Raw genomic sequence first — 25,880 nt, 5'->3', positions numbered from 1 at the left:
GTAAAAATTGATAATTACTTGCTGTTGTTTATTCCTGATACTGAAAAGGGTTTATCTTCTTCGGCAGTCCCACGCGTTCTTGCCGGACTATTGCCCATCTCAAACGTCAGTGTCCCGCCATCGGCGATATCCTGATACCTGATATAATTATGTGTCAATACCTTCCCGTTCAATTTGGCAGACTGAATATACACGTTTTCCATGCTATTACCATTGGCATTGATGATAAATTGTTTGCCGTTCTCCAGGGTGATGGTGGCCTTTTTAAAAACCGGACTGCCGATGACGTATTCATCCGTACCCGGACAAACGCTGTATAATCCCAGCGCGCTGATCACGTACCATGACGACATCTGCCCCTGATCTTCATCTCCCGGGAAGCCCTTTTCTGTAGCATTATACAATTTGTCCATCACCTGTCTTACCCTATACTGGGTCTTCCAGGGTTCTCCTGCATAGTTATATAAATAAGGTACATGCATCACCGGCTGGTTACCGTGTGCATATTGTCCCATATTGGCCAATACCATTTCCGTCATCTCATGGATCTCCTGTTTGTAAGAGCCCACCTTAAATTTAGAGTGCATGGTAAACAGGGAATCCAGCTTGGCCACAAATTTATGGGTACCACCCATCAGTGTGATCAGGCCTTTTGGATCGTGAAATACAGACCAGCTGTATTGCCAGGAATTGCCTTCCGTAAATGCACCACCCCATTCAATCGGATCAAAATCAGGAATCCATTCTCCCGAAGGAAGCCTGCCCCTCATAAATCCAACCGTTGGATCAAATACATTCGTATAATTGAACATTTGCCGCGCAAATACATCCTGATAGTGCTGATTACCTATGGCCTTTGCCAGGTTGTAAGCACAAAAATCGTCATAAGCATATTCTAAGGTCTTGGCCGTACTTTCATGCACGGTGCCCAGCGGTACAAAACCCCTTCCAAAATAGTCCTGCCATCCTTCCCTGCCGTTAGACCCGCCCCAAAAACCTTTATTCGTAGCTTCGTGGTAATAGGCATCCAATGCTTTCACCGGGTCAAAGGTCCTGATCCCTTTCATCCAGGCATCTGCCAGCAAAGAGATGGCATGGTTGCCCAGCATTACGCCAGACATCCCGGGGTTAGACCAGGTCGGAAACCATCCGCTCTGCTTTTGGGCATCCAATAGCGATTGCATATACCTGCCCTGCATTTCCGGGTGCAAAATATTGCTCAATGGAAACTGTGCCCTAAAGGTGTCCCAAAACCCATTGTCGGTATACATATACCCGTCATAAATCTTCCCGTCGTATGGCGAATAGTAATACGGTTTACCGTTAGCCTTCAGGTCGTAGAATTTGCGGGAAAACAAGTTCGCCCTAAACAGGCAGCTGTAAAACGTAGCCAGCTCTTTTGCTGTGCCGCCTTCTACTTTTACCCTTCCCAGTAATCGATTCCAAATCAATCCTGCCGCAGCTTTGGTCTGTTCCAGGGTGTTAAATTTTCCCAATTCGCGGTCCAGGTTTAATTGTGCTTGTTCTGCACTGATGTAGGACGATGCCACTTTGACCTGTACTTTGCTGCCTGCTTTAAATTTCAGGTAAGCACCTCTGCCTTCCCCACTATCACTTGTTTTGCCTGCTACTGTCGTATTGCTTTTATTGTCCCAGGTGCCATAGGCCTCAAAAGGCTGGTCAAATTCCAGCACAAAGTAATTGCGGAAACCATCCGGAATAAAACGCCCGTTGTTTACCCATCCGGTGATCTTGCGCTTCCCGGGAGCAATTTGAATTTCACTATTTTTCAAAAATCCATCCAGTACTAAAAACGCGTCGCTTCCTGCCGGGAAACTAAAGCGCATGTGCGATCCTCTTTCTACCGGAGAGATCTCCGTAGTAATCCCATTGTCAAACGCGACTTTATAATAATGTGGCTTGGCAATTTCATTTTCATGGGTAAAGCGCAGTGCACGCTCATCTTCCTGTACGGTCAATTTTCCTTTGCCCGGCATTAGCGAAAATACCGCATAATCATTCATCCAAGGACTGCATTGATGTACCTGCTGAAAGCCCCTTATCGTGTTGCTTTTATATTGATACTTCCAGCCTTCGCCATTTTTATTGGTCTGCGCAGAGAAAAAATGCTCTCCAAAAGGTAAGCCGATCGTCGGGTAGGTACTGCCGTACGACAAGCCGTAATTGGAATCCGTGCCCTGCAAGGTATTTACATATTTAAGCAAGTCCTGCTCCTGCGCTAAAGCAACAGTACATACCGACTGCCCAAGCAGCATTCCAACGATAAGGAAGTATTTACTCAACCTCATTTTTTCTTCGGATCAAATACCGCTACGGCCACCCTGGAATCGGCGCAACCATAGTAAAGCATGTACTTGTTCTTGAAATAAACCAGTCCTTCAATAAATACAGTACCGGCCGGGTATTGACCACTCTTTTCAAAAGAAGCGGTCGGCACCATAAAAGGCTTGTCCAAACGGGTAATCAATTTAGAAGGATCATCTTTGCTGAACAACATTTGCCCGGCACAATAGGAATTGGCCGTATAATTCGGGTCTGCATTTGCACCCGACGCATTTTTTCCATTGTACATCAGGACGATTCCTTTATCAGTCAATATTGCAGGCGGACCGCATTCGGTCAGGCTGCTATCAAAAAAGCCTTTTCTTGGCGATGTTAATATTTTTAATTTCCCATCACTGTCGGTCACCGGCTCCCAGTCCACCAGATTTTCGGAAGTTGCCGCATACACATGGTTCTCTCCCCAATACATCCAGTACTTGCCCTTATACTTAGTGATCACCAATTTCCCATTTTTCAGCGTAGTCAGCACAGAGGCAGATTTTGAGGCGATGTTGTGGAACTTCCCGTTATAGGCATCCTGAAATATCGGCCCGTGCTTTTTCCAGGTCACCAGGTCTTTCGATGTAGCTGAGCCCAGTCGCGGCACCTTTTTGTTCCATTGGGTATATAAGATCAGGTAAGTTCCATCCTCCGTTACGGCCACGCGCGGATCTTCACAACCACCTGTCCATTCAAACTCCTGCTGGTCGTCCTTTCCCGGAAACAATACAGGGGCCGGTTTGCGCAGCATCACAATCCCTTCTTTACTTTCCGCAAGACCAATCCGGGAGGTACGGTGACCAATTCCTACGCCTGATTTGTCTTCTGCCCGGTACAATACATAGATCTTTCCGTCCTTCACCGTAGCTGCCGGGTTAAACGTATCATTGCTTTCCCAGTCCAGATCCTTGTCCTGCATCGGGTCGTAAAACCTGGTATCGTCTTTAGGGGAGATCACGGGGTTTACCCCGGCAGGGCGTACAAAAGGTCCCAATGCCCAGTTTGGCAATTTTGCAATTGGAGTTTGTGCCTGCACCTGTACAAACAGAAACAAGGCCAATACAGTATATATTCTTTTCATCATGATCTTAGTTTATTCCCCAGCTTTTATTCGGTGTACTTCCCATTATTAATTCCAGTTTACCTCCCGCTACAATATCCTTGTGGTCTATATAAGAATGCGGGTATGGTTTACCGTTTAGTTTGGCGGATTGTATGTAAATATTTTTCGGACTGTTGTTATTGGCGATGATGCTAAACTGCTTTCCCTTGTAATAACTGGGATCAAGTGCCAGGTCAATGCGGTTAAACACCGGACTCGTCAACTCATATCGGGTACTTCCAGGCGTAATTGGATGAAAACCGCTTGCAGCCAATACGTACCAGGCACTCATCTGCCCAACGTCTTCATTGCCCACCAGACCGATTACGGAATTGTGATAAGCTTTGCTGCATATTGCACGCGTCCATTTTTGCGTTAACCAGGGCGAACCCAGCTTATTGAACAGGAAAGGCACATGATGCACCGGCTCATTGGCCTGGTTGTAATAGTCGTTCCACATCATATCGGCCGGCACCTTGTCGAAGAAATTGGTCAAATCGGCCAGGGTCTTTTTCCTTCCGCCCATCAAACTGATCATACCCTCTACATCCTGTGGCACAAACCAGCCTTGCTGATAAGGGTTTGATTCTACAGAGCCATAGCCCTGGGTCATTCTGCCATTTGCTGGCCAGGTTTCCCAGCTGCCATCATCGTTCTTTGGTCTAAACCATCCCTTTTCCGGATCCCAGATGTTTTTATAAGATTTTGATCGGGCAAAGTATTTCTGCTGGTCGGCAGTTTTACCCAAGCCCTTTGCCAGTTCAGAAACACACCACTCAAAATAGGCATACTCCAATGTCGTAGAAATTCCCCCGGCATTGCCCTTTTCCCCGTTACCAAATTTCTCTACACTGTTTACGGCCAACTGGTAACCTTTGTTCACATCAAAATTCCTGATCCCCTTCGCATAGGCATCAGCCATAACTGATACCGCAGGATTTCCAATCATACAACCGCTATAGGCATTCAAAAATTCCCAGCGTTCCAGGTAATCCATTTTTTTCTCGTCCGCCAGGGAAATTAAAGAGTTGACCATATCGTTTACCAGGGCAGGGTTGATGACTGTTTGCAAAGGCATCTGACTTCTAAATACATCCCAGCCGCTAAAAATCGTGCGTTTGGTAAAACCTTTAGCCTGATGTACTTTTCCGTCTCCGCCCGGATAGTTTCCGTCGGCATCCTGAAAGGTACGCGGGTCTATCTGGGTATGGTACATCGCGGTATAGAATACTGTTTTTTCTTCTTCTGTACCGCCTGCTACTTTTACCTTCGACAAAGATGCATTCCACAATGCTTTTGCATCTGCACGTACCTTGTCAAAATCCCAACCTTTAATATCTGTCTGCAAATTATTTTTCGCACCGGCGATGCTGACGAAGGAAATACCTGATTTCACCAAAACCTGTTCGTCTTTGGCGGTTTCAAACTCTGTGTAAAATCCAAGGTGTTTACCTTCCTGTGCCTTTACCATGGGCAATACCTTTGCATCTGCGATCAACTTCTGGTAACGTTCGCTGGTGACATCATCGCGCTTGCGCGACCAGTCGCCCGGTATTTCCGCGCTCCACACGCCATATTTCTTTAACTGCTTGCTAAACTCCGCATAAAAGTATACGGTATAGTCTGCCTTGCCATCCCCATTGCCCCAGCCACCACCTTCAGGTGTGCATTTCATCCATCCTTCAATGGCATTGTCGCCCACCACCTTCACAGACTGGATGGACGATGTGCCGCCTACCCTTCTGGCCAGGTCAATTTGAATTCTGGATAGTTTATTTTGTGGAAAAGTAAACCGAAGCATTCCGCTCCTGCGCGCCGCAGTGGCTTCTGCTTTAATGTGATCGTCTGTCAGCTGCACAGCATAATAACCCGCAGCCGCTTTTTCAGAAGTTTTATCGTAACCCGAGCGGTAACCCAGTTCGGGATGCTCGGCACTGCCCGATGCGGTAAAGAGTTTCCCTGTAGTTGGCATCACCAAAAAATTACCGAGGTCACCATACCAACCAATCCCGCTCATTTGTGTAAAAGCGAATCCTTCTATAGTCGTATGTTCACTGCTGTAGCCAGAGCCATTGTCGCCACCCGTAATGGTATTCGGACTTACCTGCACCATTCCATAAGGAGTAGTGGCCCCCGGAAATGTCTTACCCAAACCATGCAATGATCCCGCAGCTTTTTCACTGGTACTGGCCCCAATCATCGGGTTTACATAATCTGCAGGCGTTTTCTGATCGGGTTTGGTAAAAGCAGCAAGTGCCGCCAAAGCCAAAAAGCCGATTAAAAATTTAGGATAGGTCATTACATTTGGTTAAACGTTCAGCTGTACCAAAACACTGATAGTGTAATTAATACACTATAAACATAGCAATATGTATTTCAAAATACAAAAAATGACACATTGTTTTTACACTAATAGAAGTCGTAGCTCCTCAGCCCGTTAAATTTATTATAGCCCGAGCTGCCCGGAAAGTATTTCTCATAGCCTATACTCGCCTCTGTACTGCCGCTGGTATTGGTATAGTTAATCTTGGAGGTAGTTGCATCGTGACTAATGCCCAGTCGCAGTTTTTCCCCGTTCTTATCGCTTTTAAATATGTCAAATATAAAAGAGATCACCAGCGCATCAGGCGTGTTCTGTCCGCTGGTACGGTACCATAGCCCAGTGTTCACACTCCTGTACTTGAATTGGGCGCCCATGCTGACGGATCTGGATGAGGCTTGCTGATAATACACCACAGATGGAATAATGTACACCCCATCGTCATTGTAATAATCGTACTGCGGTACCAGTGCGAAACGCAAACTGGCATTCGCTACAATGCGCACCGGCAGCTTCGCCTGCACATTGGTAAAGCTTTCGTCGGGCTTATTGATATGGTAAACGGAAGCCCCCGCCATAAAATTACGGAACACCACATTGATCCCGGTTCCCGCATCAAAGTAAAAACGGTTGGAGATATCCGGTAGCTGTGCCGAAGTACTGCTCCCTGGTATGAAACCAGTGTTCATGTCTATCTGGTCAGCAAAAACCAATTTATCCCGGTCAATCTGCCTGTTGGTAAAACCGGCCTGTATTCCAAAGGAGGTCACAAAGTCATCACCGCCTACACTGTAGGCATAGGTAGCGGCAATGTTGTTCTTCCTTAAAAAAGCGACCCCCTCACTGCTCCTGGTAAACTGTAATCCTACACCCCCGCCAAAATCCGGGATATTGATGTCGGCCGAGGCGCTTAGGTAAGACAAGTCACCGCCCAGGCCCGACCACTGGTTCCTATATATCATGTTCATCCTGATGTCGCCCTTAAACTGTCCTGTCAACGCGGGATTCAAGTAGAGCGGCGCATTATAAAACTGGGAATACACATGATCCTGCGCAAATGCTTTCAATCCGAACAGACAAAACAATAAAAACAACCTGCTAATTTTTCCCATCCTATCTGATCAAGTTTATGGTTCCCGTACGTTTGGGTGCGGCAGAGTTTAACGTAACGCCTTTCCATTCCGTCCCATTTCTCATTTGCAGGTCTATTTTCCAATAATATACGCCTTGCGGCATTTTTTGTCCTTTGTAAGTTCCGTCCCAACCTTCTACAGGTTTGCCATCTTCCAACCGCGTTGTCTCCCACAATAATGCGCCCCACTTGTCAAAAATGCTCATCCTCCAGCTTGCTATACCAGTTCCTTTGGCTTTAAATTCACGAAACTGCAGGTCATCGCTGGATGGGATAAAAGAATTGGGCACAAATAAGCTTCCCGGTTCTCCGTCTATGACTACAGCTATCGTGTAAGAAGACGGACAACCAGCCACATTATTCGCGGTTAGACTCACTTTGAAAGTTCCCAGCTGGGTAAATACATGACTAGGGTTCGCTTCAATAGAAGTGGTACCATCTCCAAAGTCCCACAAATACCTGATGCCGCCAACAGTCGTGTTGGCAAACTGAAATTTCAATCCCGGGTAACCGGTAGTTCTGTCAATTGTAAAGCGCGTTACGGGCTGTTCAAAAACGGTGATTGTTTCTGTGGTTGTCGTAGACGTACAATTGTTCATCGCGGTCAGCTTTACCACATAAGTTCCCGGCTGTTTAAAAGTATGCGTAATCTTCTCCGGCGAAGTGGTTGAAGTCTGCGTAGTTCCATCTCCAAAATCGTAGGTATAAGAAATGGCGTTCCCGCTGTTGTTGGTAAAAGGAACTACCAGGGGTGCACAGCCTTGTTTATCCTTCGCATCCACCACCAGTTCGGCAAATATGTTATTGGGCGCAATGCTGATGGTATGTTGCGATGTATGCTCACCGCATTCATTCTTCGCAGTCATTTTTATCGTGTAAAAAGTGGTCGTCCCAACAGCACTATAAGTATGCACCACATCGGCCCTGTCGGTAAATGTTTGTGCTGCGCTGCCATCTCCCCAGTCGTAAGTATAGCTCGTGCCGGTAGATTCAGGTGAAGTATTGACAAAGGTAACGGGCAGTGGTGAACAGCCTACCGTACTTCCTGGCGAAAATATAGAAATTGGCGTAGTCCTAACGGTAACCCTGCTGGTAAAAACGGCGCTGGCGCCACAAACGGTGCTGGCATTTAGGGTCACGATATAAACCTTGTCTTTTCCGGTCGGGTCAGCGGCAAAGTTGACCACACCAGGATTGGCATCAGTCGAAGTCTGTCCATTTCCAAAATCCCATTTAAAGTTCACTCCCGCAGTAATGTTGGAGGTATTCGTAAAATTCACCAGTAAAGGTCCGCAACCGGAAACCTTGTCCTGCGTGTAACTGGCATGCACATTTTTCAGTGTATTGAAGGTATGTACCGTTTGGTCTATGTTACAACCCCTGCTACTGGTTACTACCAACTTAATCGCCACAAATGTGTCTTCTGTCGGTATGGTATACCCCGGAAAGTTAACTCCTGTACCAATCAGTACATCAGCTCCATTCCCTACTTTTGCATACCAGGTGTAAGTGGCATTCCTGTCGGGGTAGGCAATGGTTTTGATGTTGAATGCATCAATGGCGAATGGCGCGCATTCTTCCGGGCTTGCCACTGTAAATTCTGCCTTGGCATGTGGTTTAATTTCAACGGTAACTGCATTACTGACCAGTTCTGAATAGCCTGTACAAATGGTAGTTTTAGCAACCCTGCGGTATTGAGTGGTCATTGTAGTCAATCCCGGGGCATAACCAATACCGGTCGCGCCGGCTATCGTCACCCAGGTTGTGCCATTGTCAGTACTGCGCTCCCACTGGTAAACATAATTGCCATCGCCGCCTGTAGGCACAGTACCGGTTAAAGCTGCAGCAGTTTGTCCCAAACAAATGGCTTGGCCACTGCTCACGGTGTTGTTGCCCAGCGGATCATAGACCGTAATTTTCACTGCATTACTAAACAAAACACAAATCCCGCCACGGGTAATCCTGCGGTAAGAAGTTGTAGCAGGAATGTTAACGATCAGGTCTTTCCTGGTCTCATCCGGCATCAGCGTCCAGTTTGCGCCATCATCGGTACTGCTCTGCCAGCTGTAAGTATATTGCCCGTTGCCACCGGTAGGTGTCTGACCGGTTATGGTTACTTCCTGTCCCTTACAAACGGGGGCTGCATTTGCAGAAATGTTGATGTTACCAAGCGGAGGAAGATTGGTGATGATCACCTCATCTGTGGTAAAACAGCCTGCTCCGGTAGTGATTGTCCATGCAAAAGTATAGGCTTGTCCGCCCAGTAAACCGCTTACCGTAGTATTGTATTTTGTTGCGTCCGCAAATGTGACGTTTTGCCCGGAAGTAACCGTCCAGCGACCGCTTTCCCCGTTAGCGGGTACGTTCGCTTCCAGCGCATAAGCCACGTTGCTGCAAATGGTTTCATCTGCGCCGGCATTCGCGACAGTTCCCTGCGGATTTACGGTGATCACAATCACTTTAGAAGGACCCGGACATCCCGAAGCCGCCAACGGCGTAATGGTATAGGTTACGGTACCGGCCACATTCCCTGCATTGATCAACACGTCACTGATGTTGCTGAGGGCGGTTGGCGTGTTAACCGCAGTATTACCGGTTATCTCAGGTATTGAAGCCGTGCTGGTATAAACATATTTAACATCCGCTGCAGGTGGTAAATTTGAACTGATCGCGATACGAATGGCATCGCGTGTACAAATCGCTAACCTGGCTGGCGTAGCGGTCAGCACCGGAGTAGGTGCAACAGTGATGGTCAGGTCTATCGGCACACCTGTACAGCTGCCCGACACCGGATTAATGCGGTAGGTTACGGTGCCGTTTGTAGTTGCGTTGGCCGGTAGGGAGATCAGATCGGTAATAGTGGAGCCGCTGCCGTTGCTCGCACCGGTTACGCCGCCCGTGGCACTTTGTACCGTCCAGGTAAATGTACTACCAGCAACAGTACTGGTAGGCGTATAAGCGAGCCTGGTATCAGAACAGATGGCCAAGGTATTCGCACTGGTAACCGTATTGATGGCTTTGATGTTCACAAAAACAACATCCTCCACGGTGTTACATGGCGCAGGTAAAGTTGTGGTGATCCTCCAGCTTAAAGCGACTCTTCCGCTATTGCGCTCGGCAGTTGTTGGTGAATAAACGGAATTTGGATCATTTCTGCCCAGAGAGAAGGTTCCGTTTCCACCGAACCAGGCCGGCGTATAACCCGGTACCGGGGACGCGTGTAGTGGCGCTATCCCGTCATAGCAGATTTCCACATCGTTACCAGCCTCTACAATAGGTGATGCATTGAAGGTCAATTTCTGCGTGGCTGAAACCTGATCACACCCATTTTTATGCGTAACCTTTATGGTAAATGCCCGGAACGCCTTAAACTGTATACTTGGGTAACGGGAGGAGGCGGTTGTATTGTTCACAAATGCATAATCTGCAGCGGGGCCATCAACCGTCCAGGTATAAGTATCGGCTTCCTGTGCTGATGCGGGTGTACCAGTGATCACCGTTCTGGTATCGCCGCCGTTCTCATTAAAATTATAAGTACCGTAATTACACAACACTTTGTCGGGAGAAAGTGAAGCTGTTGGTGGCGAGCTGACCAGTACATTCTGCACAGGGGTGGCTACCTCCCCACATTTTGACGCGTTGATAATCAATCGAATGGTATACTCTCCCGGGGCGCTGAACCTAATCTGGGGAACACGACTATTAATCGTTGTTCCATTAATGGTCGTGTAGGTATTAGGCAATATCTCCCAGGTATAGGTATTGGTGCCGCAATTGCTATTGTCTACGAAAGAGGTATTGTCAGGAATCAACACGGCATTATTACACATCCCAATACCTGTAGCCACGCCATTTAGCGTAAAAGAAGGTCGGGCTTGTTCCTGCACGCAAACCGTTTGGGTAACCGGGTCTGGCGGACAAGGCGCTGTGGAGTTCGCTTCCAAAGTAATGGTATGGTTTCCGGGCGAGGTAAAGCTGTAGCTTAGCTTAAAAGATTTTGGCTTGTCTATCGCGCCAGGCACCACATTACCGTCCACATACCAGGTAAAAGTAGCTTCATTCGGCTGACAGCCCCTGCCGTTGGTCTCCGGAGTTTCTCCCAGTGTAGAGGTATTGGTAAATTCGGTGATGGTATTTAAACAAGTAGTTGCGGATATCGTAAAACTATTGACCGGCTTAATACTCACCTTTGCTGTAGTAGATATTGGCGTACCCACGGTTCCACAGTACTCATTCTGGGCAAAAATGCTAATCCCGAAAGCATTGTAGATGGTGGTACTGCCCAGGTTAATGGCATTCCCGCAGGCCGTGCCCGTATAGTTATGTCCTACCTTATTGTTATTGGCCCTGATGTCCTGCAAAGTATAAACGTTTTCTTTCGTATCGCCCCAGTTTACCCGATAGGTATTCCCCGGATAATTATTGGCAATCCCGTCAGATCCATCTACAATCACATTAAATTCAAGGGCTGGGCCGCCTAAACAAAGGTCACTGGTCCCCGCAGTACCAAATGCAGTAATGGTTCTGTTGTTCACCACCATATAGGCTTGCGTACCTACCCTGCCGTCTGGCATCAAGGCTTTTGCATACACCGTATAATTGGTGGTCTGGACGGCCGTAAATGTCCTTATGGTGCCCCCGGAAAAATCGAGTGTTGCAGATGGGGCATTGGTCGACTCATTAATAGAGCTTGCTGTTACCGCAGTTCCTGTGGTCGACTCATTGGTAAAGTTGAAGTTATTGTTGGCGCGACCAGAACCGCTGCAGGAACCTAAAATATTGTCTGCTGCAGAAATGATCTTGTTGCCAGGAACAGTGATTTTCGCTTCAACTGCCCCGCCTGCAATGATCGAGAAAGGAGCAGACTGTGCACTTACCGTTGCGGGTGCAGTAGATTTGATTCTCAACCGATATCCCAGTCCGGGTAAAGTGCCCGCAGGAATTACCCCATTCACGTAGGTACCGTAAAAGCCGGTGAACTCACCTATCTTTTTCTCCACTCCCGCACTGAAATTTCCCGTAGCATCAGAAAGCCAAAGCTCAAATTTATTGCCGGGTCTGAGATTTGTTGTGGTGGAGCCTGAAAATAATGCAGCAATAGTAGATTCAGGAGTATATGGCCCCTGGTCAACGGTAGTAATAGTAATGCCCTGTCCAAAACTGTTGTTCAGACCAAAGAAAAGCAGCAGGAAAATTGTGAAAACGGGTAGACGTTTCAGCATACTGTCAGATCAGAAGGGATTCCGCTCCAAAAATATGTAATATTCTTAATAGAATTTCAAATTACTCACATTCAAATGAAATTTTTAAAGACTTTTTACGTTGGGAATCAAAATTCTGATAAAATACAAAAGGCGCCGTAAAACAGCGCCTTGATTTTGAATTATTTAGCTCGTTAATTTATTGGCAGTCCGGTAGTGCAAATTTTGCCAGCACATTAACTGTATTGCTTTCCTGAACATAGGTTGCAGTTCCGCTAACCGTTCCCGGGAAAGTGAAGTCAGATTTTGTAAACTTGATAGACGTTGTTTTATATTTCTGTCCGTAAAGTGCCTCAACAGTATATTCCGTATTGTTCTTCAAGGTTAGGTTCAGCTTCCCGTCAATAATATATACGGCAACAGCCGAACCTGTGGTTCCTTTTTCATAAACGAATGCAAAGGTGCTGATATTTTCATTTACCGGCTTGTTTGGACAAGTTCCCTGCAACGTCATCTTTACGTTCACCAAATCGAGACTTGCAACTGGTGGGAACGTTACATTAACCTTACCTACACAAGCATCAAAAAAGCCCGTTTGTGTAATGATGTTTGAAAACTGATCCAGTACAGTTATTTTAATTTTCCCTTGTGGAACGCGCTCCGTAACCACCGTATTGTCTTTGATGAAAACCAACGCCCTTGACTTATAACCTACTTCTGATTCTACAATAACATTGTAAGTAGCGGCAGCATTTCCTGAAGCAATAAAATTAATACTTAGAGGAGTAGTGCAGAATTGTTGTGCCCAGTCGAAGTTCCAGTAAGATAAATGGCTTGCCGCAAAGCTGCCATGCAGTTTGCCCTGTGCGTCTTTCACTATTGTGGAATTAGATTCGAATGTCCATTGTCCGGTTTTATCATCCAAACTCCATACAGGAACAACATCGCCTTCTTTTACCGCAGCACCAGTTACCGGGTTTACAACGGATTCACTGATACCCATGGTTACATCGATTGGCTTAGAGAACTTTTTCACCTCTGTTCCGCCTGCATACATGTCCATGGCGATAAAACCTGCCGTTACAAATGCCACACCACCTGGAATCGGCTGACCATTGGGACCGGTTATGGAGCTGATTTCAAATCCCCCTGGAAAAGCAGCAAGTGACTCCGAGCTTTCCGTTCCAAACTGTACGATTTTACTTTCCAGCTTGGTTGCAGAGATCACGTTCCCGCTGGCATCTAAAAATTGTGTACCTGCAGGGATTGTCACCTTTGCTGTTTCGTCCATAATTCCGCTGGAAGGGGTTTCCACAACAATAGGCGTTGCACTCACCCCCCCAATCAAAGGACTCTCCTGAACTTTAACCGCCGTTCCCGGCAGCGGATTTGCGTATTCAATCAAAGGGACTACCACTGAGAGCGGCTCGTCACGAGTTATTCTGAAACTTTTCGTTGCCGGCGCAAAGCCGCTAACTTCTGCGGCAACGGTAAATAGGATAGGGCTTGATTCAGATGGAACAATACCTTTTTTCAAAGCCAGGAATATCTTTCCACCAGTCGCTTTAAAATCCGTTTTATTGTCAACCGTTACCACTTTATCAGCATCCTTTCCGCCAATGGTAACCGTAAAGGTTCCTGGTTGATTTGGAGCGTTATTAACCGCATTTACAAACTGAACTGCAGTTGGCGCTTTCAGAACATAGGTATTCACGTTTATAGTCACGCCTTCTCCCGGGTCTTTGCAAGCATAAAGAATAACACCAAAAGTCAAAAGGGCAATCAGCACTAAATATATATCGTTACGTTTCATGTTCTTATTTTTTAGCGATTCTAAAATTAAAATTTAACTGAACTATCGGCATCCAACGGTAATCCTTCATGTTTTCTGCGATGATGGGCCCGTTATGGCTGTTGTCAGAAAGGTATTCCGTTCCGGTCATGGTTACATCCGGGCGAGACAGATGATAAACACCAAGATCCAGGTTTACATTAAACCTGTTTTTCGGCAAACCTTTACCAAAGCCAATTCCCATATATGGTGCAAATTCTTTGTACTTAATGTTTGCGGTTAGGGTACCCAATTCTTCAGGCTCCAGCGTAATCCCTTCCTGCGTTACCGATTGAGTGGGTGTCATCACCGCCCTGCCGCGGGCGTCAAACAAATAACCTACACCACCTACCAGCCTCAGCCATTTAACCGGACTAATTTCTGCAAGTGCGTGCACATTGGAAAAAACTCCTTTCAAATGGTTGTCTGTAGCGATGTTATCAAAATTAAAACCCTTACTGATTGAGGCAGAACCGAAGGAACCACCCGCCCTTGCGGCTAGAAAAGGAAAAAAATCGTACCGAAAATTCATCCCAAGACCTTGAGTACCGCCCTGTAATTGAAGGCTCAAATGGTCCAATTTGAAAAAAACAGGATTTAAGGCCAATTTTGAAGAATCAGCAGGCAAATTTTGCGATCTGGCTACGGCAATGCTGCACAGCAACACTACCGTTGAGAGTATGCGTTTATTCATGATAAAAAAAGTTATTTGGTCTGAGTGATCGGAAGGCCGAACGTTATATTCCAAAGATAGCGTACCGATTTTGGCAAATCAATACCCAGAAGTGGGTATATTTCAAATAAATACGGACAAATTATTTATAAATTTCCTTCAAGTCTTTTTCAAAAAGCGTATAGGGATCATTATAGAATTTTATAAAGTCAGGAACACCAGGGTGACCGGGATAAGGCGCATAAAAATGAGTAGGACTTTTGCTGTCGTTCCTCCATACCAGTACATAAGCCATTTGTATGGTAGGGCGTTTCATCACCTTTAATAAAACCTCATTCCACCAGTTGGGGTTGGTTAAAGATTCCAGGCCCGTTTCTGTAAATGCAGCTAGCTTTTTATTTTCTTTTGCCAGTCCGGTAACCAATTCCAGTTTCCTTACTGCAGCATCCAGGTCGTATTTCCCGTCCCTGCCCATGTCGCCATAGTTGTCGGTACCCAATAGGTCAACAAAACCATTCCCCGGGTAACGCTCCAAATACTTTTCTTTGCTGGTAAAACGGTTGTCCGGAGAAAAGGCATAAATAAAATTATGCACGCCTGCTGTATCCCTCAAATAGCTCACCGTAAATTGCCAAAGCGCCTTAAATTCTTCAGGTGTGCAGTGCGTGTTCCCCCACCAAAACCAATCGCCATCCATTTCATGAAAGGGCCGGAAGATGACGGGTACTAAGGCTCCGTCCTTACCCTTTAAACTCTTTGCCCAATGGGCCACCCCATCTAAAATGCGTTTATACTTTTCATGTGCAGTCCCGCCGGGGATGATGTATTTTACCGCTGGCAAGGAAACAGAATCCTTCCAGTAAAATTCACCTGCCGAAACCGGGTTGTTAAAATGCCAGGCTACGGTAGTTACCCCGCCCCTGTTGTAGGTGTCAATCACATTTTGCCGGATGCGTGCTGTTGATTTTACAATTTGATCTTCCGGTCTGCCAGACAATTCACTTAAATCCACCCCGATTACAGCAGGATGAGTACCAGTTACCGATTTCACGTCAGAGCGGTCGGGATCACCATACCAGCCATGACCATATTCTGTGGCGTGTTGGTGACCGAACAATGTATAGTTTTTGGAAAGGACTTGTAAATTTTTATAAAGTGCTTTAGTTTCTTTGGTAGCTTTCGGATCAGTTAATTTAAAATTTTGTCCGAATCCGGGATTTAGAACGGAGACCAGCAGTCCGGCCAGCAGACAAAATCTAATAAGCGTTGGCTTCACCTCTTAAGATATTGATGACGGTCATGAAAACGATTTTCACGTCCAAATTTCCGCTCCAGTTTTCCAGGTACCAGATGTCGTAGCGCACACGGTTTTCCATGGCCACGTTCTCTTTGGTTTCGCCTCTAAAACCGTTTACCTGCGCCCATCCGGTAATTCCCGGTTTGGTATAATGGCGAACCATAAACTGGTTAATAATAGCCTTATATTCTTCAGTATGGCTCAACATGTGCGGACGCGGACCAACAACGCTCATCTCACCAAACAATACGTTAAAAAATTGAGGCAGTTCGTCCAGGCTACTTTTACGCAAAAACTGCCCGAAAGGAAAAATGCGGCTATCCCCTTTAGTGGCCTGTACCTTATCGCTGGCAGCATTCACATGCATGCTTCTAAACTTATAACACCAGAAAGGTTCGTCATTCCTTCCGCTTCGCAGCTGTTTGAATAGGACTGGCCCTTTACTTTGAATCTTGATGATGATGGCGATGATCGGGAAAAGCCAGCTCAATACAAAAATGATCACCAGCGAACTGAAAGCAACATCGAACACACGTTTTTTAAAACGGTTACCAATATCTTCCAGAGGTTCATGGCGCAGTTTGATTACAGGGAATTCCTTACCAATGTAATCAATCACATAAGGCACCTTCAGGGAGCCTGCAATATCAGGAACCAGCTTAATGCGCAGGCAGTACTTATCGGCTTCGCGTACCAGGATATGGATTTTACCCATACGCTCAGGTGGAACAGAAACATACATTTCCGTTACCCCATCCGATGCTGCAGCTTCCATTTCGGCAACAGCCACTTCAGATAGCAGACCGGTCTGGTAATTATAGCCATTGTCGTTGTTCCCAATAAAACCATAAAAACTGATGTTCCGCTGTCTTTTAAAATATTCTGCAAGTCGCTTACCTGTAGGGTTCATCCCCATCACCGCAACTTTATTGGTCGCATCCAGTTTATTGATCACCACAAACTGTATTACGGTGCCTATAAATCTATTTAACGCAAAGGCAAAAGTCAGGGTCAGGTAAAAGACCAGGATAAAAGTCCGGGAAAATTCTGCATCTCGTTCGTACAAAAGATACAAGGAAAATAACACAAAGTGAGAAAGAATACTTCTCCAGGTACCCCTGTAAATGCGTTCCAGTTTTCTTGCGCTAAACTCCGAATACAAACCAAAAAATAGCGCATTAAATAACCAGAGTAAATTACAGATTACGGCATATTGCTGGAAGAGCGGATAAGATACCCATTTGCCAAAATAGCCGGTCACATGATACGATCCCCAATAAACCAGGTTAAGCATTAAGAGGTCTGTAATCGGTAAAACGTACTTTAAAATGTAGAGGTATCTAGTTTGCATATAGTTGCACCAAATATAGTATTTATTCCTATTGATCTGGATTACAGTATTTAAAAACTAAAGAAATTTTTATTTGTTATTAACTTGCTATTAACTGAAAAATAATATTAGTTTAGCATTATACTTAACCCTAACCATTTATAAATCTAGCCGCTATGGAAATCCTCATTTCATCCCTCGCTATCCTTTACGCCGCCTTCTGGGTATGGCTGTATTTCGATGCAAAAAAAGCAATTGTTTTAGAAGATTAAAAATGGACGCCGGTCAATTTTACAGTTGACCGGCGTCTCATCAAAACCTTTTCCCGCCAAATCGGTTAAATTCTTATTAAGCATCATTTATGAACAATAAGAAAATAACATTCAAAGGCATTTGGGAAGTATTAAAAAACTCCTTTACCGGTTTTAGCGACCATAAAGTCACCAAGCTAAGTGGCTCTCTGGCGTATTATACTGTATTTTCTATGGCCCCATTAATGGTGGTAATCATTTCCCTATGCGGTCTGTTCCTTGGAGCAGAGGCGGCAAAAGGAGAAGTTTATGGTCAGCTAAAAGGCTTCCTTGGCGGAGAGACCGCTGCCCAGTTGCAGGAAGTAATTGAAAAGGCTTCGCTGGGTGGAAAAAGCAAAATAGCGTTCATCATAGGAATAGGAACATTATTGATTGGTGCTACGACCGTCTTTGCAGATATACAGGATTCTATCAACATGATCTGGGGATTAAAGCCTAAGCCAAAAAGAGGCTGGCTAAAAATGCTCCAGAACCGTTTTCTTTCTTTCTCGGTCATTATCAGTCTCGGGTTTATACTACTCGTTTCTCTTGGTGTTACTGCTGTAATTGATGGTTTCAATACCAGGTTACAAGCAACCTTTAAAGATGTATCTGTTATCTTTTTCTACGTACTCAACACCATCATCACCTTAGGCGTAATTACCCTGATCTTCGCAGTCATATTTAAGGTATTACCAGATGCAGAGATCAAATGGCGGGACGTCATTTCCGGCGCAGTAGTCACGGCCGTACTCTTCATGATTGGAAAGTTCGGGATCTCCATTTACATTGGGCAGAGCGATGTTGGCGGAACTTACGGTGCGGCCGGATCCTTAGTTGTGGTTTTGCTGTGGACATACTACTCCTCTATCATTTTATATTTCGGTGCAGAGTTTACAAAAGCCTATGCCCTGGCTTACGGATCCGAAATCCATCCCTCGCATTATGCAGTAACAACCAAAGAAATAGAAGTTGAAACCGGCGGGGATTCCATACAGGACAACAACGAAGAAGCGACTAAAGTGCCATAACAAATACTAGTAAAAATTAAATCAATCCCTGTAAAATACAAGATTTGATCAGTTGCGCAGTGTTTTTGCTTTGCGACTTCTGCATTATATTTTTACGGTGCTGCTTTACGGTCTGTTCACTAATAAAAAGCTTTTCGCCAGTCTCCTTATTATTCAATCCTTCGCCAAGACATTTAATGATTTCGATCTCCCGTTTGGAAAAGTTTGCCATCGTCTGCACACCGGAGCTAGTATTTAAATTTAGATAGGAAGGTTCGTCTTGCAGTCCAATCAATGAAAACTGGTAAGTATTTCTATCGCTCAAATGGTCAATTCTGGTATGAATGTTTAAGGACTTTGCATATCGCCCTTTGCTGTCTAGCGTCAGCATTAGTGACTGGTGGTTCATTAAAGCATATTTGCCATCTCTCATCTTAGCCCGAAAGCTATAACTCGCCTTGTATTTTAGCAATTTATCCGGCCCGAGGTTACTGTAAAAGAGGTCAGAAATGGCAGCTTCTGTCTTTCCTACAAAATCCACATCTTCAGGATGTATAATACTAAGTATGTCGTTGAATATCACTGTTTCGGGATCGAAACCATGCATTTCTGTTATAGATTTATTGACGTGCGAAAGTGACATATCATAAAAATCGATCACATAGTAGTAAAAAGGGCCAAGATTAACAATCGAATTCGCCAGGTCATCGAAATTATGGTGGGGCAGCACCGTATTTTCGAGAGCTTTGTTACGGGTTTCGGCCCAGACGTTGTGAAGTTTTTGTATTTCCGCATTCATAAGTAGCAGGAACTTAGATTCCTGCTAAAATAAAAAATGAAAGGCAATGTTAAGCGCTTAAATAGCATAATTTTTTAAAGAGAAATAGAAATACCCAAGTACTTTTCGCAAACTTAAAATAGTAATGTGCAAAAGCAGAGTTGCAGAGTGATAAATCATCATCACAGTTTTGCAGGAAACTGTACCCAAGATGGTACCGGCGAACAGGTATGTATAAAACACTTTCATAAACTACTGATGAACAATTACATCACATTACACACACCTGTTCGACGCTATACCACACTTTAAAATTTGATAAATATGAGGCGCGATTAATGGTATCCGGCATGGAAATCTATTAATCTTATGAAATCCACTTTTATTAAAATTTATCTATTATCCTTTGCGTTGCTCATTTCTGGAAAGATGGCAGAAGCCCAAAAACAATCAGGCTATATCGCTCCACAGGACACCGTTAAATTAAAACGGAATCCCAATGCTTCGTTAAATACCTATACAACCTCCAACATTACCGCTGCAACAGACAGCCGGATGATTGGGGCAGCAGTAATAGCCGCAGCTAAGTTAAAGGATACTACAGCCTACAATAAAGCAGCAGGAATCCCGGTCAACCAGTTGTTCAAGGAGGACGACCTTACTGAATTCTCAAAGGGAGGGTTCGTAAATATTGTAGCCTTGTTTGAAGCAGTCAATAAAAACCTGCCGGAATCAAGTAAATTACAATTCATCACTACAACAAACGGTACGAGCAGCAGCATTAGCAATCCGCTTGAACTAAAAGACCTGCGCATCAAGATGGCGGCGAACCCCGCAAATGCAGCCGGAAACCGTCCCCAATGGCAGGAAAATATTTATCAGGCTTATCGCGCAAGGGACTATGGCACCAAACTGGAGAACACCATCACCATTACCTCGGCAACCCGTGAAATGCGTGAAGACCAGCAATTGGCTTTGACGACTGATGCAGGCAGGGAAATTACCTTAGCGCAACTGTTACAACAGCAAAATGGAAAGCCAGGTGCAGAGACCAGAGCTGTAGTTGCATTTCGTGGAATGACCTACCCTGGACAAATAGTAAGTCCGGAAACCGCGCATGAAAATTACCGACGTGCCTTATTTTCATTGATCGATTTACAACAAAGCGATTTTGAACACCATCCGCAAACAGCTAGCTTGCTCAATGCCATGACTGCTGATTTGCAATCAGGTGTTCAGAGCAAGATCATTGCTGCGCTTAAAGGTAGCACCTACTTTGACAAAAACCTTCCTGGAAATCTTGGTCCCGTACTGCTGACCGAACCTGACGTGATCAACCCAGGTGAGTTGTCGGCCAATGCAAAGTCTAAAGCACTGGAGTTATTTACGCTAACTGCCTTACATTACGGAGAACGCGACGCTTCCAAATTGTACTTCAGGTTGCTGAATCAGCAAGGCGCATTAGCAGCTGCCAGCACACAAGATTTTACAGCCAAAAGATTAGCGCAGCTAAGCTACCACGGAACAGAAAAAATGAAGTCCGCAGGTCTTGGCGCCGAAAGCCGCAACAACATGACCTTTGCAGATTTAGTACTTGTCGCAGTTGCAGCGCCAGCCAGCCCGGCAACTGTAACCAGGCAAGCTTCTCTTTCCTTAACAGAAGTAGGGAAAGCGATTTCAGAACGGTATGAAACCACAATCATCCAAACAACCAAAAGCATATTCCAACTCAACCCAAGAATCAGTGTTGGTTCCAGGTACACTACCTATAAAGCGAATTACGACCCAATTGGCTACGCAAACAATGTTGGAGTTACTCAAAAAGGAGTGGAATTCCGTCTGGAGTCAGATCTGTATTTAGGCAAATTAGACAAAATGCTCAGCACGGGTTTGAAACCATTTATCTATCCGGAATTTGGAGTGGTATTTGGTACCGGTAAACGTGCGGTCGGCTACGACGGCGGAAGTGTAAGGGGCATGACCACCCTTCCAAGTTTCAAACAGGACTACATCAATTGGGGCGGACATCTTGGTTTAAACGTTGGCCCGGTATTGGTTGGCGTAGACGCTTCCCTCCTTTCAACTAAAGCTGGTACAGACGCCAATCAGCGCTTCTTCGATTTGTCAAAAGCCATGACCTATTATCGCTACAGTTTCCTTACCCGCATTTTGAGCTGGGATTTAGGAAAAGCATCGACTCAGCGATTGTACACCTTAACCCTCGATGCAGAACTTGCGGGCGAAACCAATAATGAACGGACGTCAAATCGCACGCGCACCCAAAATTCAAGCAGCCAGGTGAAAAGTGGTGACTGGCAAACCCTGTACGACCGTGCCCATCCAAATGGCAAGTATAACAGTACCATTGCCAATCAAATGCTTGCGGATGGGACTGTAAAAGCTTCTTATCCTTCTGCAAATTATGCTGCGGCACACATAGGAATTGTCCGTGGTGGTTTGGCATTTAAAGTTACTGGAGGGCTATACAATAAAATGGCAATCACTGGTTACAATTCAGGTAAGGGAGAGTGGGTATCACAATTATTCAAAAATACCTTGAAAGGAAATGGATTCGCTGCAGCAACCCTAACTTATAACTTCGGTACTTCAGGAATGAGCAAAACGACCAGGACAGTATCTAAAAAATCTTCGATCAATGGAGTCGATTCAGAAAGCTCGACAGCAGATGCACCAAAAACTGAGCGTATTCAATCAGGCGTAAAGTCGAGAGCACTAATTATGATCAACAAATAGATCAATAAACCCTCTTCTCTGCAAGGAGTTCAGCATAACGTTCTAAAAGTGCGATGTACTTATTTTTCCAATACTCGTCGCCTTTGTCTACTGAATTCCCTGCGGGGAAGAGATTTTCTTCCGTTGCTTTTGGAAATGTAACAGGAAGTTCATTGTAAAAATCATGAGCGATCACCTTGGATATCTGCTCAATAAGCTCAGAAGGCAATTCAGCTTCTGCAAACCAATTGTATACCGTTCTTCTGTTTACATGAAGATTTCTTGCAAGCGCACTAATATTAACCCCTCTCTTTCTAATTACTCCTTCGAGTAACTTTCCCATGTGTACTTCCATAAACTTCCCTGCTGAGCCAGAAAGCTGAGCATTTTGTGGAGAGGGCATATCAATTAGGAGGCCAAAAAAGGAATTGAGTAGTAATACCGTACAAGTATACTTACAAATGACAAAAAGCTGGTCTATTTGAAAAAGCGGCGTATTTTTACTTGATCAGCTTCAACAAATACTGGCCATAACCACTTTTTACAAGCGGTGTAGCCACTGCCCTTAGCTGTTCCCCATTAATGAAGCCCATACGATAGGCTACCTCTTCAATAGATCCGATTTTTAGACCCTGGCGTTCTTCGATCACCTGAACAAATTGTCCCGCTTGCATTAAAGAGTTAAAGGTTCCGGTATCCAGCCAGGCAGTACCGCGACTCAATACGCCAACTTTCAATTTACCTTGCTCCAGGTAAACCTTATTTACATCAGTGATCTCATATTCGCCACGGGGCGATGGTTTGATATTCTTAGCAATTTCTACCACACTGTTGTCGTAGAAGTATAATCCCGGCACGGCATAGTTTGACTTAGGTTCAACAGGTTTCTCCTCAATTGAGATGGCTTTTTTATTGTCATCAAATTCAACCACGCCATAACGTTCCGGATCAGAAACTTGATAAGCAAATACCACCCCACCGTCAGGATCAGCACTTTGCTGAAGCAGTTTAGACATGCCCTCGCCATAAAAAATATTGTCGCCAAGCACTAAGGCCACTTTATCCGAACCAATAAAATCAGCACCTATCACAAAAGCTTGCGCGAGTCCGTTCGGTTCAGCTTGCACCGCATAAGAAAATTTACAACCCAGCTTGCTTCCGTCGCCCAGCAGCTTCTCAAAATTTGGCAAATCATGCGGAGTAGAGATGATCAAAATCTCATTGATCCCTGCAAGCATTAAAGTGGAAAGCGGATAATAGATCATCGGTTTATCGTAAACCGGCATCATTTGCTTGCTCATTACTAAAGTAAGGGGATGCAACCTTGTGCCGCTACCACCAGCTAATATTATTCCTTTCATATTAAATTGCTTTATGCGTTACGTCTTGCTGAACTTGGTTCAGGATCTCTATACAATTCTTTAAACTATCCCTCCAATATGGAACCTCAATTCCAAATGTTGATTTAATCTTGGTTTTATCCATTACAGAAAACTTCGGCCTCGCAGCTTTAGTTGGGTATGCTGATGTAGGAATTGGATTTACTTTCAACTCAGTTTTACTGATGTCAAAAATAGCCTTGGCAAAGTCGTACCAGGAGACAGCACCTTCATTACTATAATGATAAACACCATACGCTTCATCATACATATCAATGATATCCAGTATCACATTTGCCAGATCAATCGCATAGGTTGGCGAACCAATCTGATCGGCGATAATGTTCAACTCATCACGCTCGGAGCCAAGCTTCAGCATGGTCTTCACAAAATTATTTCCGTATTCTGAATACAACCAGCTGGTGCGTATAATATAGTGTTTTGGCAGGTTGGCAATAATATCTTGCTCGCCTTCCAGTTTGGTCAACCCATATACGCTGATTGGCTCAGCAACATCGTCTTCTTTCAGCAAGGCCACCTGATCACCCTCAAAAACGAAATCAGTAGAGATATGAATTAAAGTAGCATCAAATTCCTTGCACAACAGTGCAACGTTTAAAGCGCCTTGTTTGTTGATTTGCCTGGCCAGTTCGATTTCATCCTCAGCTTTGTCGACAGCAGTATAGGCAGCGCAATTAACTACAAACTCCGGCTTTTTTTCTAAAAAAAGTGCCCTTAACTTCTCTACGTCTAAAATATTCGCCGCACTTTCATCCGGAAAATCTAAGAGTTGGTAACTACCTGTTTCATCAACAGCTTTCAGGCATTGTCCTAATTGCCCGGATCCACCTAATACGATTGTATTCATATGCTATTTAAAAGTAGGCAATATTAAGTCTTTTTCACTTAAACTTTGTTTATTTTCAGGAATTCCCCAATCAATATTTAGGGTAGGATCGTTGAAGAACAATCCACCCTCAGATGCCTTATTGTATGTATTGTCGCATTTGTAAGCAAAAACAGCCGTTTCGCTTAGCACAGAAAATCCGTGCGCAAAACCGCGTGGAACATAAAGTTGTAAGTTATTTTCGCCAGTAAGCTCAACTGCTACCCATTGACCGTAAGTCTCAGAGCCGGCTCGAATATCAACTGCTACGTCCAATACGCGGCCTTCAATTGCCCTCACCAGTTTAGCCTGTGCGTACTCGCCTTTTTGGAAATGCAAGCCCCTGATCACCCCGTAGGTAGAAGCACTCTGATTGTCTTGTACAAAATGACCTTGTTGTCCGGTTAATTCTTCAAACTTTGGCTGGTTAAAACTTTCAAAAAAGTACCCTCGGCTATCTTTAAACACAGCTGGTTCGATGATAAAACAACCCTTAAGTTTGGTTTCTGTAGCCTTCATTTATCTTTCTGCGTATTGATTCTGATAATAGGATTGATAATTGCCCGAAGTTACGTTGTCTAACCACTCTTCATTTTCCAGGTACCAATCCACTGTTTTAGCCAGTCCCTCTTCAAACTGAAGAGAAGGTACCCAATCCAACTTTTCCTGTAGCTTTGTAGAATCGATAGCATAACGCAAGTCATGGCCAGCTCTATCGGTAACATAAGTGATTAGCTGAGCTGAAGAACCAGGTTCTCTTCCAAGCTTATCATCCATAATGGTGCAAAGCAAATTGATCAGGTCAATATTTTTCCACTCATTATGTCCACCAATGTTGTAAGTCTCGCCAGTCTTCGCCTGATGGAAAATGACATCAATGGCGCGCGCATGATCTTCAACCCATAGCCAATCCCTAACGTTCTCTCCCTTACCATAAACAGGTACGGGCTTGTTGTTTTTGATGTTATTAATGGCCAATGGAATCAATTTCTCAGGAAAATGATGTGAACCATAATTGTTTGAACAATTGGAAATCACTACATCGATACCATAAGTATCGTGATAGGCACGAACAAAATGATCAGAACTTGCTTTAGAAGCAGAATAAGGACTATGCGGATCATAAGCAGTAGATTCCGTAAACATTCCTGTTTCGCCTAACGCACCATAAACCTCATCAGTTGATACATGATAAAAACGCTTTTTATCAAAATCGCCCTTCCAGTATTCACGGGCAGCATTTAACAAGTTCACTGTTCCGATCACGTTGGTCATGACGAAAGCAGTTGGATCGGTAATAGACCTATCCACGTGAGACTCCGCAGCCAAATGAATTACTGCATCAAAATTCTCTTTCTGAAAAAGATCATTCATCGCCGAAGCATCAGTAATGTCAGCCTTTATGAAGGAATAATTTTCTTGACCTTCAATATCGGTGAGATTTGCAAGATTCCCCGCGTAGGTCAGCTTATCCAGGTTTACAATCTTGTACTCCGGATAGTTTGTAACAAACCTTCGCACCACATGCGAACCGATAAAACCAGCACCACCTGTAATTAGAATTTTCTTCATCCT

General features: G+C 44.7%; 17 protein-coding genes. 2 read left to right on the top strand and 15 right to left on the bottom strand.

From position 1 onward, the window contains the following. Positions 1 to 14: 14 nt before the first annotated feature. From ACXZ1K_RS05620 to ACXZ1K_RS05580, 9 genes are all read right to left on the bottom strand, one after another. Positions 15 to 2,309 carry a GH92 family glycosyl hydrolase gene (locus tag ACXZ1K_RS05620; RefSeq protein ID WP_458972405.1) on the bottom strand — a complete coding sequence of 765 codons (2,295 nt, stop codon included), beginning with the start codon at positions 2,307 to 2,309 and terminating at the stop codon, positions 15 to 17. Beyond that, positions 2,306 to 3,427 (bottom strand): glycoside hydrolase family 130 protein, encoded by a 1,122-nt coding sequence (locus ACXZ1K_RS05615; RefSeq protein WP_458972404.1) that lies wholly within the window; start codon positions 3,425 to 3,427, stop codon positions 2,306 to 2,308. The genes ACXZ1K_RS05620 and ACXZ1K_RS05615 overlap by 4 nt, the downstream gene beginning before the upstream one ends. A gap of 4 nt (positions 3,428 to 3,431) precedes the next feature. Then, positions 3,432 to 5,744 carry a GH92 family glycosyl hydrolase gene (locus tag ACXZ1K_RS05610; protein ID WP_458972403.1) on the bottom strand — a complete coding sequence of 771 codons (2,313 nt, stop codon included), beginning with the start codon at positions 5,742 to 5,744 and terminating at the stop codon, positions 3,432 to 3,434. 110 nt (positions 5,745 to 5,854) lie between these two features. Further along, a complete protein-coding gene (locus ACXZ1K_RS05605) occupies positions 5,855 to 6,877 on the bottom strand; it encodes a PorP/SprF family type IX secretion system membrane protein (protein WP_458972402.1) in 1,023 nt (340 codons plus the stop codon). A gap of 1 nt (position 6,878) precedes the next feature. After that, positions 6,879 to 12,119 (bottom strand): PKD domain-containing protein, encoded by a 5,241-nt coding sequence (locus ACXZ1K_RS05600; protein WP_458972401.1) that lies wholly within the window; start codon positions 12,117 to 12,119, stop codon positions 6,879 to 6,881. Between the two features lie 178 nt (positions 12,120 to 12,297). Continuing rightward, positions 12,298 to 13,911, bottom strand: coding sequence for a hypothetical protein (locus ACXZ1K_RS05595; protein WP_458972400.1), 1,614 nt, complete (start codon positions 13,909 to 13,911; stop codon positions 12,298 to 12,300). Between the two features lie 4 nt (positions 13,912 to 13,915). Then, on the bottom strand, positions 13,916 to 14,623 hold the full coding sequence (locus ACXZ1K_RS05590; protein WP_458972399.1) for a hypothetical protein: 708 nt from the start codon (positions 14,621 to 14,623) through the stop codon (positions 13,916 to 13,918). Positions 14,624 to 14,744: 121 nt separating this feature from the next. Further along, on the bottom strand, positions 14,745 to 15,878 hold the full coding sequence (locus ACXZ1K_RS05585; RefSeq protein ID WP_458972398.1) for a glycoside hydrolase family 26 protein: 1,134 nt from the start codon (positions 15,876 to 15,878) through the stop codon (positions 14,745 to 14,747). Next, entirely contained in the window at positions 15,859 to 17,250 is a 1,392-nt protein-coding gene (locus tag ACXZ1K_RS05580) for an undecaprenyl-phosphate glucose phosphotransferase (RefSeq protein WP_458972397.1), read from the bottom strand. The genes ACXZ1K_RS05585 and ACXZ1K_RS05580 overlap by 20 nt, the downstream gene beginning before the upstream one ends. A 340-nt stretch (positions 17,251 to 17,590) precedes the next feature. On the opposite strand from ACXZ1K_RS05580, the gene ACXZ1K_RS05575 reads away from it, so the two are divergent. Continuing rightward, positions 17,591 to 18,550, top strand: a complete 960-nt coding sequence (locus ACXZ1K_RS05575) for a YihY/virulence factor BrkB family protein (protein ID WP_458972396.1) — start codon at positions 17,591 to 17,593, stop codon at positions 18,548 to 18,550. 16 nt (positions 18,551 to 18,566) lie between these two features. On the opposite strand, the gene ACXZ1K_RS05570 is transcribed toward ACXZ1K_RS05575, so the two are convergent. Further along, the gene (locus ACXZ1K_RS05570; protein WP_458972395.1) at positions 18,567 to 19,328 is read right to left on the bottom strand and encodes a LuxR C-terminal-related transcriptional regulator; all 762 of its coding nucleotides are present in this window, start codon (positions 19,326 to 19,328) and stop codon (positions 18,567 to 18,569) included. A 348-nt stretch (positions 19,329 to 19,676) separates the two neighbouring features. On the opposite strand from ACXZ1K_RS05570, the gene ACXZ1K_RS05565 reads away from it, so the two are divergent. Further along, the gene (locus tag ACXZ1K_RS05565) at positions 19,677 to 22,061 is read left to right on the top strand and encodes a hypothetical protein (protein ID WP_458972394.1); all 2,385 of its coding nucleotides are present in this window, start codon (positions 19,677 to 19,679) and stop codon (positions 22,059 to 22,061) included. A gap of 1 nt (position 22,062) precedes the next feature. Here ACXZ1K_RS05565 and ACXZ1K_RS05560 read toward each other — a convergent pair whose 3' ends face one another. The 5 genes from ACXZ1K_RS05560 to rfbB form a co-directional block, all read right to left on the bottom strand. Then, positions 22,063 to 22,443, bottom strand: coding sequence for a hypothetical protein (locus tag ACXZ1K_RS05560; protein ID WP_458972393.1), 381 nt, complete (start codon positions 22,441 to 22,443; stop codon positions 22,063 to 22,065). A 97-nt stretch (positions 22,444 to 22,540) separates the two neighbouring features. Then, positions 22,541 to 23,401, bottom strand: coding sequence for a glucose-1-phosphate thymidylyltransferase RfbA (rfbA, locus tag ACXZ1K_RS05555; protein ID WP_458972392.1), 861 nt, complete (start codon positions 23,399 to 23,401; stop codon positions 22,541 to 22,543). A gap of 1 nt (position 23,402) precedes the next feature. Continuing rightward, on the bottom strand, positions 23,403 to 24,287 hold the full coding sequence (gene rfbD, locus ACXZ1K_RS05550; protein WP_458972391.1) for a dTDP-4-dehydrorhamnose reductase: 885 nt from the start codon (positions 24,285 to 24,287) through the stop codon (positions 23,403 to 23,405). Positions 24,288 to 24,290: 3 nt separating this feature from the next. After that, positions 24,291 to 24,824, bottom strand: a complete 534-nt coding sequence (rfbC, locus tag ACXZ1K_RS05545) for a dTDP-4-dehydrorhamnose 3,5-epimerase (protein ID WP_458972390.1) — start codon at positions 24,822 to 24,824, stop codon at positions 24,291 to 24,293. Next, the gene (gene rfbB, locus ACXZ1K_RS05540; RefSeq protein WP_458972389.1) at positions 24,825 to 25,877 is read right to left on the bottom strand and encodes a dTDP-glucose 4,6-dehydratase; all 1,053 of its coding nucleotides are present in this window, start codon (positions 25,875 to 25,877) and stop codon (positions 24,825 to 24,827) included. Positions 25,878 to 25,880: the final 3 nt, after the last annotated feature.

This window comes from Pedobacter jaeyakensis (assembly GCF_054461315.1).
This window is presented reverse-complemented; position numbering and strand designations above follow the sequence as displayed.